Here is a 15788-nt window from a genome sequence, read left to right as displayed (position 1 = left end):
TTTTTACTTGGCCGTTGCGAATCAATTGTTAATTGAATAAATCAGAGGATTTTTCCCCAATGCAAAAATGTAAACCGGGTTTACTGTCTGTTGCACTGCTATCGTTAATGTCGGCAGGTTTAATGACAGCTTGTGAAAAACCTGTAACGGAAACTGTTGCAACCAAACCTGAAGCCAAGGTGCAATCACCTGCGCCGATTAAAGTGAAATTTGTAGTTGTCACTATGTTTGAAATTGGTGAAGACATGGGTGATAAAGCCGGCGAATTCCAGTTGTGGAAAGAGCGCCAGAAGCTCGATACCAAATTTGAGTTTCCCAATTCCTATCACGATATTTATATGAACATGGAAACCGGTGTGATGGGGATTGTCACCGGTATTGGCACTGCGCATTCCACTGCGGCTACTATGGCATTGGGTATGGACCCGCGTTTTGATTTCACTGATGCTTATTGGCTGGTTGCGGGCATTGCGGGTATAGATCCGGAAGATGCATCAATCGGTTCTGCTGCCTGGGCTGAATATCTGGTGGATGGCGATTTGGCGCATGAGATTGATGCGCGCGAAATCCCCAAAGATTGGGAGACCGGCTATTTTGCCCGCTACACATCAAAACCTTACGATCCGAAAAAACCGGCTCCAACCGGTGAAATGTTGCGTGTGAATCCCGAGTTGACGGAGTGGGCATTTCAATTGACTAAAGATATTGAATTGCCGGATATCGAAAGCCTTGAAGCGACGCGCAAGCTTTACGTGAATCATCCCAATGCGCAGCGAAAACCGTTTGTATTGAAAGGCGACCAACTTGCCGCTATGACTTTCTGGCACGGCGAAATTATGAATACCTGGGCGAACAAGTGGACCGATTATTGGACCGAAGGCAAAGGTGAATTTGTGACATCGGCAATGGAAGATACCGGTACTTATTTGTCGCTGAGTTATTTGCACAATATCGGCAAGGTGGATAAAAACCGCGTGATGGTTTTGCGCACCGGCAGCAATTACACCATGCCACCACCGGGTGTTACTGCGGTAGAAAATCTCCTTGCTGAAAATGAAGGCTATGCTGGATTAGATGCTTCGTTGGAATCGGCGTACATTGTCGGTACGGCGGTGATGGATAAAATCCTCGGCAACTGGGACGTCTACAAAGATAAGGTTCCTACTCCGGCGGATTTGAAATAGATTCTGTGTGCGGCTTCTCAGAGAGAATGCCCGCACCCCTGTACGGTTAACTCCGGCTTTTTCGTTTTTCAAAGGTTTTTTTACATGTCGCTCGATCAGCGCGTCTTCGCATGGCGCGGTCACTATTCCAACTCGCACGCAGGCTCTGGCAGTCTCGCCGGATTGCGACTGGGAGTTAAAGATTTATTCCACATCGCCGGTTTACCTACCGCCGCAGGAAATCCTGACTGGCTGGCCAGTCACCCGATACCTGAAAAAACATCACCGGTAGTGGCGCAATTACTTAGCGCCGGTGCTGCACTGATTGGTAAAACCCAGACCGACGAGCTTGCCTACAGCCTCAACGGTTTAAACATCCACTACGGCGCGCCGATCAATCCACGTGATGCGGAGCGTTTGCCCGGCGGATCATCGAGCGGCTCCGCCGTCGCCGTCGCCGCAGGTGATATTGATATCGGTTTGGGCACCGATACCGGCGGCTCGATCCGTGTGCCTGCCAGCTACAACGGCCTGTTCGGGATCCGCACCAGTCACGGCTTGATCAGCAGCGAGCAGATGGTGCCGCTCGCGCCGCTGTTCGATACCGTCGGCTGGCTCACGCGCGATGCCAAAACCCTCGCGCAGGTGGGTGAAGTATTATTGCCTGATCACCTCCCGCGCCAGTTCGAACATAAATCACTGCGTATCGCGCTCTTGTTGCCATTGCAAAACGGCGCCCTTTGGACGCCCGCGCACCAAGCCTGGCTGAAACAGCAACCGCTATTACACGGATTTAAACCGGTATTACTTAGTAGCGATTGGCTGAATCGCGCCAGCCAGTGCTTCCGCACCTTGCAAGGGCGGTCGATATGGCAAACCCATGGCGAGTGGATCAACAGCCACAAGCCCAGGTTTGCGCCGGATATCCACGCCCGTTTCCAATGGTGCGCCGCCTTGACCGAGGTCGATCAAGCCGTCGCTGAAGCCGAGCGCGAACGCTTGCAGGCGGATATTGGGAACTGGTTTGCCGATGTTGATTTAATCCTGCTGCCGACCACACCCGGTGCCGCACCGCTACTCGGCGCCGCGCCCCATTGGATGGAAACCTATCGCAGCCAATTGATGGGCCTGACCGCGCCCGCTAGCCTCGCCGGATTGCCGCAAATCCATTTGCCGGTGTTGATCGACGAGGGCGCGCCTTGCGGCGTATCCCTGCTCGGCAAACGCGCTAGCGACAAAGCACTGCTGCAATTGGCAATTGATTTATGCGCAGATAATGTGTGTGGAGGCACTTCATGAAGTCGCACGCGATTGCCTTTAGCGCGCCCCATGCGCAAGCCGCTGAAATCGGCCTGGACGTATTGCGCGAAGGTCGCAGTGCGGTAGATGCGATGATTGCCGCCGCTGCCGCTATCACCGTGTTTTATCCGCATATGAATAGCCTTGCGGGCGACGGCTTCTGGTTGATCCATAAACCCGGTGCCGAGCCATTGGCGATAGATGCCTGCGGTTGCGCGGCGGATTTGGCGAGTATCGATTGGTACAAGGCGCAAGGTTTTGCGCAGATTCCCGGTCGCGGGCCCCTCGCCACTGTAACCATGGGCGGCACGCTTGCCGGTTGGCAGAGTGCGCGCAGTATCACAGCCAGTACAACGCCACTCAGCCGTCTGCTTGCCCCGGCAATTGCCCTGGCGCGTGGCGGCATCACCGTTACCAACAGCCTCGCTGCCGCCAGTTGCAAAGTGGAGCAGGAGTTGGTGGGGCAAGCGGAATATCGACGGGTATTTATGCCCGAAGGCCGCCCGTTAAAAGAGGGCGAAATCCTGACCAATAGCGATTTGGCGACAACCTTGACCTGGCTGGTCAACCACGGGTTGGAGTCGGCTTATCGCGGTGAATTGGCGGAACATATCGCGTCTGAATTAGAGCAGCAAGGCAGCCCACTGCGTCTTACCGATTTACAACGCTATCATGCCCAAGTGGTAAAGCCCTTGTCGGTGCGTACGCGTTTTGGCCGGTGTTATAACCTGTCAGCGCCTACGCAAGGTGTGGCATCCCTATTGATCCTGGCGATTTACGACCGCTTGTACCAAACCACTTGGAGCGAAGCTGAGCGCGTGCATGGCTTGATCGAAGCCACCAAGCTCGCCTTCCTGGTACGCGATCGCGAAGTCGCTGATCCGCGCCGGTTGAGCGAACGTTGGCCTGATTTGCTGAGCGACGTATATATCGACCAGCTCGCCGCCGTTATTACCAGTCAGGCATTACCTTGGCCGCAAGTTGCCGAACCGGGCGATACCGTGTGGATGGGCTGCGTGGATAGCCAGGGCACTATGGTCAGTTTTATCCAAAGTATTTATTGGGAATTCGGTTCGGGTGTCGTTGTTCCCGGCACCGGCCTCGTGTGGAATAACCGCGGCGTGGGTTTCAGTCTCGATCCACACCATCGCAATGCCCTGGCGCCGGGATACAAACCTTTCCACACCCTCAATCCCGCGCTGAGCGTGTTAAACGATGGTCGCCGCATCAGTTACGGCACCATGGGTGGCGAGGGCCAACCGCAAACCCAGGCCGCGTTGCTGACCCGCTATTTGTACGACGGCTTGCCATTAGGTGAAGCGATCAGTCGCGGGCGCTGGCTGCTTGGCCGCACGTGGGGCGATAACAATCACGATTTGAAAATGGAGCAGGATTTGGTCGATAAGCTGGGTGAAAGCCTGCGCGCGCGCGGACATAGCATCAAAACGGTTGCGTCACACAGCGAGATGATGGGACACGCCGGAGCAGTCGTCAGCCACAGCGATGGCAACGCCATTGCTGCCAGCGATCCGCGCAGCGACGGTGCAGGTTTGGTCGCCGCAGTGGAGCAGGTGCAATGAATGAATTCCTGACCCAGTGGGCGCCGACCATGCTTGCGATGGTAATCACCGGCGCATTTGCCGGAATCCTCGCCGGTTTGCTCGGTGTTGGCGGCGGCATAGTGATTGTGCCAGTGCTTTATTTTGTCCTGCAGACCTTTGGTGTTAGCCCTGCGACGGCGATGATGGTTGCCACCGGCACCTCACTATTGGTGATTGTACCGACCAGTCTTTCGTCAATGCGCGCGCATCACAAACGCGGCAATGTGGATTGGGCGCTCATCAAACGCTGGTGGCCGTTTATGGTGGTCGGCGTTATTGCCGGCAGTGCATTTGCATTGCATGCGAAAGGCGACGTCACCAGCGCAATTTTCGGTGTGGTCGCATTATTGGTTGCCGCCAATATGTTGTTCCGCGCAAAAGCCGCACCCATCGCCCAACAATTGCCGGGTATGGCGGGGCAGGGCGCAATGGCGGGAGGTATTGGTTTTTTCTCGGTGATGATGGGGGTAGGTGGAGGTACTATCGGTGTGCCGCTATTAAATGCCTGTAATTATCCGGCGCATCGCGCGGTAGGCACGGCATCATTTTTCGGTTTATTAATTTCCGTTCCCGGTGCGACCGCAATGCTGCTGGCGAAAACACCCGTCGATGCACCGGAAGGCATGATCGGCATGGTGAGCTTGCCGGGTTTTGCGTTAATTGTTCCGCTTACCGTGCTGCTTGCGCCCGTAGGTGCCTGGATTGGATCTAAACTGGATTCAGTGATGTTAAAACGCGTGTTTGCGATTTTTCTGTGCCTTAGCGGCGCGCGTATGTTGATGCAAGTATTAACGTGAAGTTGAAATTTTTTTACACGATGTGTTTGTGTTTTGTGTGTAGTCGTTAGAAGCCGTTAGGCGTTGTCAGGAGCCGTTAATGTCAGATCAGTACAGCGTTAGTCCCGCGCTACTGCGCCCCTTCTCGCCACCGCCGCGCTTGCTGATGGGGCCGGGGCCAATCACCGCTGATCCGCGTGTACTGCGCGCTATGTCGGCGCAACTCGTCGGTCAATATGATCCGGTGATGACGCAATGCATGAACGAAACCATGGCCTTGTATCGCGGCGTTTTCAAAACCGACAACCAATGGACGCTGCTAATCGACGGGACTTCGCGCGCGGGCATTGAAGCCGTATTGATTTCACTGCTGGAACCGGGCGATAAAATTCTAGTACCGGTGTTTGGTCGCTTCGGCCATTTGCTGTGCGAGATCGCCGAGCGCTGTGGTGCTGAGGTACATCAAATTCACAAAGAGTGGGGCGAAGTGTTTACGCCCGATGAAATCGAAACTGCGATTAAGAAAATCCACCCCAAAGTATTGGCGATAGTGCAGGGCGATACCTCCACTACCATGCTGCAACCACTTGAACATCTCGGTGAAATTTGTGTGCGTCACGGTGTGTTATTTTATTCCGATGCCACTGCATCCATTGGCGGCAATCCATTTGAAACCGATGCATGGCAATTGGATGCCGTGTCGGTCGGCCTGCAAAAATGTCTGTGTGGCCCTTCAGGCAGCGCGCCGGTCAGCTTGAGTGAAAAAGCGGTTGCCGCGATTCGCAAACGCCGCCATATCGAAGCAGGAATTCGCACCGCCAATCATGTAGAAGGTAGCGGCCGTCGTATTGCCTCCAATTATTTTGATTTGGGCATGATCATGGATTACTGGGGCGAAGAGCGCCTCAACCATCATACCGAAGCCACCACCATGTTGTACGGCGCACGCGAATGTGCACGCATTTTGTTGGAAGAAGGTGTGGAGAATGTCATCGAGCGTCATCGTATTCACGGCAAAGCCATGGCACAAGGTCTGGCGGCGATGAATTTAAAATTATTCGGCGACCAATCGCAAAAAATGCACAACGTCGTCGGCGTTTATATTCCCGAAGGTGTAGTAGGTGATACCGTGCGCGGCAGCATGCTCAATGATTTCGGAATTGAAATCGGAACCTCCTTTGGCCCGCTGCACGGAAAAATCTGGCGCATCGGCACCATGGGTTACAACGCACGTAAAGATGCCGTGCTGCAAACACTGATTGCGTTTGAAGCGGTACTGCGTCGCGCCGGTCATTCACAAACCGCCAATGCCGGTGTGGATACTGCGATGAATATTTATGCGCAAGAAGGTTATTAATTATTGTAGATGCCCGCGTTCGCAGGTATGAAGAAAATATATTTTGATTGCGTCTCTTGCTCTGTGAAGGAGAATAAAAATGATCCCATCCGTCATCACCCCGGATTTTTCCGGGCTACCAAAGCTTGAAGAACTTGCCTCGCGCGAATTTTTGGCTGGCCTGCCAAAAGCAGAATTGCACATGCATCTCGACGGCGCCATCTCACCCGCGATGATGTTTGCACTCGGGCAGCGCAACCAAGTGAGCTTGCCATACAGCAGTGTGGAAGAAATCGAGGCAGCTTACGAATTTACCAATCTGCAAAGCTTTCTGGATTTGCTTTACCAAGGTGCATCGGTACTCAAGTATGAACAGGATTTTTATGATTTAACCCGCGATTATTTTGTAAAATGTAAGGAAGATAATATCCTGCACACCGAATTATCGTTTGATCCGCAAAGCCATACCGAGCGCGGTATTCCATTTACTACAGTGATTGGCGGAATTTTGCGTGCAATGGATGATGCAAAAAGAGAGTGGGGCATCAGCTCAAAATTAGTGATGGATTTTTTGCGTCACCTGAGTGCTGACAGTGCGATGAAAACCCTGGAAGAATCCCTGCCTTGGAAAGATAAAATTATCGCCGTCGGTTTGGATAGCTCCGAAGTCGGTAATCCACCTGGAAAATTCACTGAAGTTTTTGCCCGCGCCCGCGCCGAAGGTTATCGCGTTGTTGCCCACGCTGGAGAGGAAGGTCCGCCCAGTTATATTTGGGAAGCGATTGATTTATTAAAAGTGGAACGCATCGACCACGGTGTGCGCTCGGATGAAGATCCACAGCTCATGGAATATCTGCGCGAAAAGCAAATCCCCCTCACTGTGTGCCCACTTTCCAATGTGCGTTTATGCGTGTTTGATAAAATGGCTGACCACAATTTATTTACCTTAATGGATGCCGGTTTGCGCGTAATGATCAATTCTGATGATCCCACTTATTTTGGTGGTTATCTCAACGATAATTATTTTGCCCTTGCGGACGCTTTTCCGCTGACCCGCAAACAGGCGTTGTTGCTCGCGCATAATAGTTTTACTTCGAGTTTTATCACCGAAGCTGAAAAGCAAGAATTTATTGATCAGCTAAAAAATTACGCAAGAAAATTTCATTAACTGAACGTCGTACAGCCCAATATGAAACAAGGGTGGAGTAAGGTACTCGGAAGACCGTATACGGTATGGATGCCGTATTCGAGCCTACATGGGTGTAGTGCACATTAAGCAAAGCATGCTTTGCGTGCACGAAACGACCGCAATTTATTGCGGACCGGCTCCATAGCGTATTCACGGCGAGTCTCAGAGAGAGTTGCACCACCCGCAACGCCCCAATCTACGTCGAGAAAAAACCTTGAACGAAACCAGCTCCGAAGCACTAGCAAAAAAAGTCATGCACTGGTGCGAACAACTCGCCGCCATCAGCTCGAACCCTGAAAACATCAGCCGCTTTTATTTAACTCCCGAACACAAACGCTGCAACGAATTGGTTGCGCAATGGATGCAAGAAGCCGGCATGGAAACCTGGGTAGACGCAGCAGCCAATCTCTGCGGTCATTACGACGCACAAGACGCCTGTGCAAAAACATTAATACTTGCCTCGCATTTGGACTCGATCCCAAACGCCGGAGCTTACGACGGTATCCTCGGCGTATTAATTGCGATTGCCGCAGTAGAACAACTTTATCAAAGCAATATTGCACTGCCTTATGCGATAGAGATTATTGGTTTTGGCGATGAAGAAGGCTCACGTTTTGGCAGCACTCTTTTAGGTAGCCGCGCAGTTGCCGGTACCTGGAACCCTGATTGGTGGACATTAAAAGATCGCGCTGGAATTAGTTTGAAACAAGCCTTTATCGATTTTGGTTTGACACCGGAAAATATTCACAATGCCGCACGAGAACTCGACGATATTCTCGCCTACCTTGAAGTACATATTGAGCAAGGCCCGGTATTGGAAGATGAAAATCTCGCACTCGGTATTGTCACCGCCATCGCCGGTGCACGCCGTTTTGCCATCGCCATTCAAGGCTGCGCCGGTCATGCTGGCACAGTGCCGATGGCAATGCGCAAAGATGCGTTGGTCGGTGCTGCACTCGGTATTGCGTTAGTAGAAAATATTGCTAAAGAATTTAATGTTGTTGCCACCGTTGGCCAAATCGAATGCGGCCCCGGCGCAGTGAATGTGATTCCCGGCCATGCCAAATTTACCATTGATATCCGCTCAGGCAATGACCAATTGCGCGATCAGGTATTCGAAAAAATCCAGCATGAATTAGACCTCATCTGTACTAGCCGAAACCTCAGTGCAACATGGAACGAAATTCATAATGCCTCAGCGGTGGTGTGTGCTGATTGGATACAAGCATTACAGGCATCAGTATTGTGCGATATGAATTTAAAGCCTTATAAATTAATGAGCGGTGCCGGTCATGATGCGATGGCGATGGCAGATATTTGCGATGTCGCTATGTATTTTGTGCGCTGCAAAGGTGGCGTGAGCCACCATCCCGATGAGTCGGTCACGGTGGAAGATGTTGCTTTGGCTATTGATGCCCTTGGTAATACACTACAAAAACTTGCTCAATAAAATAATATTGGATGGTCGCTATGGATAAACATTTTATTACCGCGAATGAACTCTTGCTCGATTCATTCAAGCTGGGTGAACAAATCTATCAGCGCGGCTTTCGTCCGCATTTTATCGTCGGCGTATGGCGCGGTGGTTCCCCGGTTGGAATTGCAGTGCAGGAATATTTGGAATATATGGGCATCTCCACTGACCATATTGCGATCCGCACCTCCTCTTACTATGGCATCGATAAGCAAAGTAAAGATATCCGTGTGCATGGTTTGGATTACATAATTAAAAATGTAGATGCGGATCAGGAATTATTGATTGTCGATGATGTATTCGATTCGGGTCGCTCGATTCAAGCCATCATTGATGAAATAAAACGTAAATCCCGTCGCAATACTCCGAATGTCATTAAGGTTGCCTGCCCCTGGTATAAACCCTCGCGCAACGTTACCGATTTAAAGCCGGACTTTTATGTGCATGCAACTGACCGTTGGTTAGTGTTCCCACACGAGTTATGCGGATTGACACCACAAGAAATTTTGCAAGGCAAAGGTAGCGAAATTGCCGATACCATTGCGCGTGCAAGCGACAGTAGCAAATTTACAGAATAAACGTCCGGATACCCGAGAAAGCACTGCCCACTAAATTCAACATACGTTACCTCCGATAATAGCTTTTCAGGATTGGTTAGTTATTAATGGTTTGCCTGGCTTAATGAATGGTCCTGTATATAAGCACCAAGCTTGGTTAAATAGGCCATTTTTTCCGCATCGGGTAGCCATGAGGCACGAAACGCATTGCCTACCAGTGTGGAAATTTCTTCGGGAGTGAAATTGCCTTCGCGTTGCAGTTCAAGCAGATTTTCATTGAGGTACGCACGGAAGTAGGCTGGGTCGTCAGAATTAATAGTGGCGAGCATGCTTTTTTCGAGCATGGTACGAATTTCTTTGGATGTCAGCGACTGAACCACAAATCGGTTGGATACCGGACACACGGTCAAACCCAAACCTTTGGCTTTGATGGCTTCGCAGAGCGCATCGCTTTCCAGCGAGTTGACACCGTGGTCAATGCGGTCTACTACGATATCGTCCAGGCATTGGCCGATATGCAATAAAGTATTTTGTTGGTTTACATCGCAGTGCATGGTGAGTTTTAAACCCATTTTCCGCGCTTTCTTAAATACTTCAGCAAATTTAACGGGCGGATTATTTTTTTCATCCGAGTCTAAACCAACGCCCACTAACCAAGCGCGATAAGGTTCGGCCATCAACAAATGTTCCATGGCAGATTCCGCGCTCATATCGCGTAAGAAACACATAATGAGTTGGCTTTTGATGCCGAGTTTTGCTTCGGCATCTTGCTGTGCAGCGCGAATGCCGTGCAAGATTGCGCCAAATTCCACGCCGCGACTGGTATGTGCTTGCGGGTCAAAAAATAATTCGGCGTAAATGGTATTTTGGCTGTACGCCTTGCTCAGATAATTCCAGGTGAGATGGTAAAAATCCGCTTCATCGCGCAACACTTTCATCGCATCATAATAAATGTTCAGGAATGAAGGCAGGTCATAAAAATCGTAAGCGGCGATTAATTCTTCCGGTGTCTCGTAACCTAATTCAATATTATTTTTGCGCGCGAGTGCGAAGCTCAACTCCGGCTCCAGTGTTCCTTCCAAATGCACGTGTAATTCTGCCTTGGGCATATTTTCGATAAAGGCTTGCATAAGTGGCTCCACAGAAATGGTTAATGCAATCGTCTGTGGGCTTATTGCAAATCCCGTTCCTGATCAATCAAATTCATTAAGTTAGCTGACTGATGAGACAGGAAATTAAATTCGTGACCGATTTGGCCTTTATCAATGCACCAGGTTGTTTCGTACGAACCCGGTATTGCGCAAATAGCGGTCATTTTTTACTGAGGCGTTGCTGATGATAGAGCTGTTCAAATACGAAAATATAAAGGCTGGTTACCCGGGATTAATCGTGTCGTTCTTTATTTAAACGGAGCTTGGTTTACGCCCACGGATAAGCACCTTGCGCACAAATTAACCATTGATAAAAAAGGACTTTTTTTGCTTTCCGGTATTGACTCAAAAAGCCCAAGCGGGTTTAATACGCGCCTCTTGCAGTGCAGCCTCCGGATTGCACTTGACGCAAGCGACACGCCCAGATAGCTCAGTCGGTAGAGCAGTGGATTGAAAATCCTCGTGTCCCTGGTTCGATTCCGGGTCTGGGCACCATATTAAAACCCGAAGTTCGCCAGAACTTCGGGTTTTTTATTGCCCACGCATTTGTTATGCACCATTGTCTGACGCAAAGCATCAGGAAGAGTCTTTAGGATGGATGGTAATCAAACTCCCAATTTACAGCGCATCCCGGCGCTTGATACTGCGCGCGGCATCGCCGTTCTGGGCGTGCTGCTTATCAATATGTTTTCATTTGCGCTGCCGGAAGTAGTGCGCGCTAATCCTATGATGATGACAGCGGCCAGCAGTCTGGATGAAGTGATCTGGTATTTGCTTCATATCTTTGCCGATACCAAATTTATCACCATGCTTACGCTGGTGTTTGGCGCCAGCTTGTGGTTTTTCGGGACCCATAAAGGTAATGGCGATCCGGAGTTTGCGAATAGGCTGCAATGGCGCCGCAGTATGTGGTTGATGGTGTTTGGTTTGTTGCACGGCTATTTATTGTGGGATGGGGATGTGCTGTTTACCTACGCGATCTGTGCTTTGATTGCGTGGCATTGGCGCCTTTGGGGTGATGGCTTGTTATTGAAAATAAGTGCTGCGCTTTTAGTGATTGGCGGCCTGCCGGTGTTGTTAATCGCGGCTGTTTTCCCCGAGGCAATAAGCGAGTGGATGGCTGATCAATCTGCTGACGATATTGCCAGGGAGATTATCCATTACCAACAGGGTTGGTGGGCCATCGCCCCGGCCCGTATTCGCGCTGCAATTGATATGCAGTTGGGCGTAATTGTGTCCGGCTGGCCATCGCTGGCGGTGATGTTGGTGGGGATTGTGCTGGCGCGGCGCGGATTTTTAACCTTGCGTGTGAGTGCGGAGGATTATCGCAAACTGATTGCCATCACTTTGGTGCCGGGATTATCGCTGGTGGCGTTTGGATTGGGAAAAAGCATCCAGCGTGATTTTGCTGCAGATTATATTTATACCTACGGCTACGAGTTCCATTTTTGGGGCAGTACGTTGATGGGTATCGCGTATTTGCTGTTGGTTATGCAGTGGTGCCGTGCAGGCAGCGGTTTATTCATGCGGCGAATTTTGGCGACGGTCGGGCGCATGGCGCTAAGTATTTACATTATGCAGTCACTAATCAGCACCTGGCTCTTTTATGGTTACGGCCTTGGTTGGTTCGGTCAATTATCGCTCGCGCAAATAATGGTAGTGGTTGGGTGCATCTGGTTGTTCCAATGCATATTTGCCTGTTGGTGGCTGAGCCGTTTTCATTATGGGCCGCTTGAGTGGCTGTGGCGTAGTCTGGTGTATCAAGATTCTCCATTATGGCGACGTTAAAGCCGCTGTTTTGATGCGATAATAGTGAACGTAATTTTAATTTCAGGGCATTAGTATGACCAACAACGATATTCTCCGCCGTCTGCGTTTTATTTTTGATTTCGGTGATTCGCAAATGATGGCCCTGTTTGCATCGGCAGGATTTACTGCATCGCGCGAGCAGGTGAGTAATTGGTTGAAGACAGATGACAAACCTGATTTCAAACCGCTGCGCGATGTTGAGCTGGCCTATTTTCTCAATGGCCTGATTAACAAAAAACGTGGCAAACGCGAAGGTGAGCAACCGGCGGCGGAGAAGGTGTTAAATAACAACATCATCTTGCGCAAATTAAAAATCGCGTTGGATTATAAAGACGAGCAAATCCTTGAGGTGATGACGCTGGCCGAATTTCCCCTGGGCAAGCATGAGTTAAGTGCCTTCTTTCGCAAACCGGGGCATAACAATTATCGTGAATGTCAAACGCAAGTACTGCGCAATTTTTTAAGAGGATTACAGGTGCAACTACGTGGCAAAACCCACGATGACGAACCGGTTGAACCTTAGTTATTCATTTCTACTGGCCTAATGTCCGTTAGGACACAGACCCGCTATCTGACCGCATTTATCCTTCATTTCCACTAGCCATGAGTGATGAAGTGAAGGAATGATGCGATGCCAGAAGGTCCTTCAATTGTTATCTTAAGAGAGTTAACTGAAAACTTTAGCGGAAAGAGAATTTTACGCGCTGAGGGCAATAGCAAAATCGATATTGCACGCTTGGTCGGTCAACAAATTAAATCAATACGAAGTTGGGGTAAGCACTTCTTAATTGAGTTTTCAGGCTTTTCAATACGTATACATTTTTTAATGTTTGGCAGCTACCGAATTAATGAGCGTAAAGACGCAGCACCCCGCTTAAGTTTGCAATTCGACCATCATCATGAGCTTAATTTTTATTCTTGTTCCGTAAAGTATATCGAAGGTGCTTTGGAAGAAAGTTATGACTGGCGTACAGATGTAATGTCTGATGTATGGGCACCAGACATTGCATTAAAAAAACTGCGCGCAATGCCAAATAACTTAGCCTGTGATGCATTACTTGATCAGGATATCTTTGCCGGTGTTGGTAATATTATAAAAAATGAAGTCTTGTTTCGGATTCGCGTTCATCCATTATCAACTATAGGTGCATTACCTGCAGCAAAGCTCAGGGACTTGGTTAAACAGGCGCGCCAGTATAGTTTTGAATTTCTCGAATGGAAAAAAGAATACGTATTACGGGAGCATTGGCTTGCCCATAATAAACGTGAATGTCCTCGCTGTCAGATCCCTTATACCAAAGCCTATCTCGGTAAAACCCATCGGCGAAGTTTTTTTTGCGAAGGCTGCCAAAAAAAGTATGGTTAATGTTGCGCTTCTTATATGGTTTTAGTTCTAAGTAGAACTTGTTTTGATTGCTATCTCTTCCGTGCGGCTGGATTTGGGTGAATTATACTTTACCAGGAACAGGGCAATTGATGGATTAATCTATGCGGACTTATATTCGACATCCCACTTCTATTCCTATCCAGGTCTGCGCTGATGGCGACGAAGATTCCCGCGTGCGGGTACGCAACCTGAGTGCCGGTGGTTTGTGTTTTATCACCGACCAGCCGGTAAAAGTTGGCACCATTGTCGAGTTTGATATCCCGGTTACCAAGCCGGATTATCACGGGCGTGGAGTCATCGTATGGCGCCGCGAGCAGGCGGCAAAAAAATACGAAGTAGGTGTACGTTTTACCAGCGATGATGAATATTTCCGCACGCGCATGGTAGAGCAGGTGTGCCAGATTGAAGATTACCGCCAGCGGCTGGCGTTAAAGGGCAGGCAACTCAGCAGTGAAGAGGCGGCGATAGAGTGGATTGAACGCTACTCGGCAGATTTTGATAATGTTGCGCAGCATTAAATGTGCAGGATGTACAAAAAAACCGGCTTGCGCCGGTTTTTTGTATTTCTAAAAGATTATTCATCGTGTTTTTGATGAAACGGCGCTAACCAGCAAACAATAAAGGAAGGAATGGTCGCAACCATTACAAAAATAAAATAATTAATATAACCCATCATTTCTTGAAGATGACCGCTGATTGCACCGGTAAACATCATGCACAATCCCATCAAACCAGTGCCAAAAGCGTAATGCGTCGTGGTGTATTTGCCCGGTGCAAGTTGTTGCATTAAGTAGATCATGAAGCCCACAGAACCGAATCCGAAGAAGAATTTTTCGATGGCCACACCGGCGGTGATAACTAAAGGATCTGTCGGCAAATAAATAGCCATGATCAAAAAGGTGACATTAGGGATATTGATGGCACAGCATAATATAAATAAGGTTTTTTTCAGGCCGCGCCGTGCAACAAATATTCCGCCCAGCAGTGATCCCAGAACAACAGCTAAAAGGCCGTAAGTTCCGTAAATGATTCCCAGCTGTTCATTGCTTAATGCTAGGCCGCCTTGAGCGGTAGGGTCTACCATAAAAAACGGACCGATTTTTTCGAGGAAGCCAATGCTTAAGCGAAATAGAAATGCGAAGGCAATCATTAGCCATATATCTTTCTTTTGAAAGAGCGTAACAAACGAGTCCCATAAAATTGAGAATGCTTCTTTCGCGGAGTTTGGTGTATTTTCTGCGCGTGCACCGTCCGGCATTACGCGCATGTGCCAAAAGGCCGTGATGATGGTAATTCCGGCGACGAGGAAGAAAATCACTCGCCATGCATCAATCCACTCCGGGCCAAACACATTAGGGTCATAGTTAAAAAATTCGGTGTGTAATTTTCCGCTCAGATATACCAATCCGCCCATAGCGACGATGGGACCGATATTCCAGCTCAGGCTTTGTACACCGCAATATAATGATTGGGCTTTGCTATTCAGTGAGGTTACGTATACGCCATCGGAAGCAATGTCTTGCGTGGCGCCGATAAAAGACAGCAAGAAAAATATTGCCATAAGGAGGAGCATGTAATTGGGTAGGCTCATTACTAATGCAACACCGAGAAACCCAAGCCCAACTGTTAGCTGTGCGCAAAGCACAAAGAATTTTTTGGTTTTGTACATTTCCACAAAGGGAGCAAATAACGGCTTTATCGTATACGCGAGAATCAGGTAGCTGGCGTACTCTGCAGCAGTACCATTATCCAGGCCAAGATTCTTAAACATAATGGCGCTGACACTGGTCAGGGTCATATAGGTGAGCGCCATCGTAAAATAACCGGATGGCACCCAAAGCAGGGGATGTTTTATCGTAGGGGCAGCGCTCGTAGCAGAAGCGGAATTCAGGGCAGAGTCAGAACTCATGGTAAGTACCTGTGTTTTTTCTTGCTGTTGTTTTTTGTGATAACGGCGGCCTGCTTGTGTTTTTGTTTCAGGCATTTGGTGCGTTACTCACTGCCACTGGTTTTATTCTGTTCGGCGTAATCCTGGCCTCTATTTTT

At 49.3% G+C, this 15788-nt stretch carries 14 protein-coding genes and 1 tRNA gene; 13 read left to right on the top strand and 2 right to left on the bottom strand.

Annotated elements, in window-relative coordinates:
- The first annotated feature begins 122 nt into the window (after nt 1–122).
- The 8 genes from AC1RJL_RS13635 (at nt 123) to AC1RJL_RS13600 (ending at nt 9416) form a co-directional block, all read left to right on the top strand.
- A complete protein-coding gene (locus tag AC1RJL_RS13635) occupies nt 123–1184 on the top strand; it encodes a purine nucleoside permease (RefSeq protein WP_492915706.1) in 1062 nt (353 codons plus the stop codon).
- A gap of 84 nt (nt 1185–1268) precedes the next feature.
- Entirely contained in the window at nt 1269–2462 is a 1194-nt protein-coding gene (locus tag AC1RJL_RS13630; RefSeq protein ID WP_492914918.1) for an amidase, read from the top strand.
- Complete coding sequence (locus tag AC1RJL_RS13625) at nt 2459–4042, top strand: gamma-glutamyltransferase family protein (RefSeq protein WP_492914916.1); 1584 nt, start codon at nt 2459–2461, stop codon at nt 4040–4042. Before AC1RJL_RS13630 ends, AC1RJL_RS13625 begins: the two co-directional genes overlap by 4 nt.
- Nucleotides 4039–4860 (top strand): sulfite exporter TauE/SafE family protein, encoded by an 822-nt coding sequence (locus AC1RJL_RS13620; RefSeq protein WP_492914914.1) that lies wholly within the window; start codon nt 4039–4041, stop codon nt 4858–4860. The genes AC1RJL_RS13625 and AC1RJL_RS13620 overlap by 4 nt, the downstream gene beginning before the upstream one ends.
- A gap of 79 nt (nt 4861–4939) precedes the next feature.
- Nucleotides 4940–6196: a pyridoxal-phosphate-dependent aminotransferase family protein gene (locus AC1RJL_RS13615; RefSeq protein ID WP_492914912.1), complete on the top strand. Its 1257-nt coding sequence runs from the start codon at nt 4940–4942 to the stop codon at nt 6194–6196.
- 79 nt (nt 6197–6275) lie between these two features.
- Nucleotides 6276–7343: an adenosine deaminase gene (locus AC1RJL_RS13610; protein WP_492914910.1), complete on the top strand. Its 1068-nt coding sequence runs from the start codon at nt 6276–6278 to the stop codon at nt 7341–7343.
- A gap of 235 nt (nt 7344–7578) precedes the next feature.
- Nucleotides 7579–8814, top strand: a complete 1236-nt coding sequence (locus AC1RJL_RS13605) for an allantoate amidohydrolase (protein ID WP_492914908.1) — start codon at nt 7579–7581, stop codon at nt 8812–8814.
- 20 nt (nt 8815–8834) lie between these two features.
- Nucleotides 8835–9416 (top strand): phosphoribosyltransferase, encoded by a 582-nt coding sequence (locus AC1RJL_RS13600; protein WP_492914905.1) that lies wholly within the window; start codon nt 8835–8837, stop codon nt 9414–9416.
- An 83-nt stretch (nt 9417–9499) separates the two neighbouring features.
- On the opposite strand, the gene add is transcribed toward AC1RJL_RS13600, so the two are convergent.
- Nucleotides 9500–10525 carry an adenosine deaminase gene (gene add, locus AC1RJL_RS13595; protein WP_492914903.1) on the bottom strand — a complete coding sequence of 342 codons (1026 nt, stop codon included), beginning with the start codon at nt 10523–10525 and terminating at the stop codon, nt 9500–9502.
- A 440-nt stretch (nt 10526–10965) separates the two neighbouring features.
- Between add and AC1RJL_RS13590 the strand changes: the two genes are divergently transcribed.
- The 5 genes from AC1RJL_RS13590 (at nt 10966) to AC1RJL_RS13570 (ending at nt 14260) form a co-directional block, all read left to right on the top strand.
- Nucleotides 10966–11041: transfer RNA gene (locus AC1RJL_RS13590), tRNA-Phe, on the top strand.
- A gap of 99 nt (nt 11042–11140) precedes the next feature.
- Nucleotides 11141–12334 (top strand): DUF418 domain-containing protein, encoded by a 1194-nt coding sequence (locus AC1RJL_RS13585; RefSeq protein ID WP_492914901.1) that lies wholly within the window; start codon nt 11141–11143, stop codon nt 12332–12334.
- Nucleotides 12335–12389: 55 nt separating this feature from the next.
- Complete coding sequence (locus tag AC1RJL_RS13580) at nt 12390–12878, top strand: YehS family protein (protein WP_492914899.1); 489 nt, start codon at nt 12390–12392, stop codon at nt 12876–12878.
- A gap of 108 nt (nt 12879–12986) precedes the next feature.
- Nucleotides 12987–13721, top strand: coding sequence for a DNA-formamidopyrimidine glycosylase family protein (locus AC1RJL_RS13575; protein WP_492914898.1), 735 nt, complete (start codon nt 12987–12989; stop codon nt 13719–13721).
- Between the two features lie 122 nt (nt 13722–13843).
- On the top strand, nt 13844–14260 hold the full coding sequence (locus AC1RJL_RS13570) for a PilZ domain-containing protein (protein ID WP_492914896.1): 417 nt from the start codon (nt 13844–13846) through the stop codon (nt 14258–14260).
- Between the two features lie 56 nt (nt 14261–14316).
- On the opposite strand, the gene AC1RJL_RS13565 is transcribed toward AC1RJL_RS13570, so the two are convergent.
- Complete coding sequence (locus AC1RJL_RS13565) at nt 14317–15651, bottom strand: MFS transporter (protein WP_492914893.1); 1335 nt, start codon at nt 15649–15651, stop codon at nt 14317–14319.
- Nucleotides 15652–15788 lie beyond the last annotated feature (137 nt).

Source organism: Cellvibrio sp. GW822-FHT04B05, from assembly GCF_058800985.1.
The sequence above is the reverse complement of the archived record's forward strand: the minus strand, read 5'-3'. Positions and strand labels throughout refer to the sequence as shown.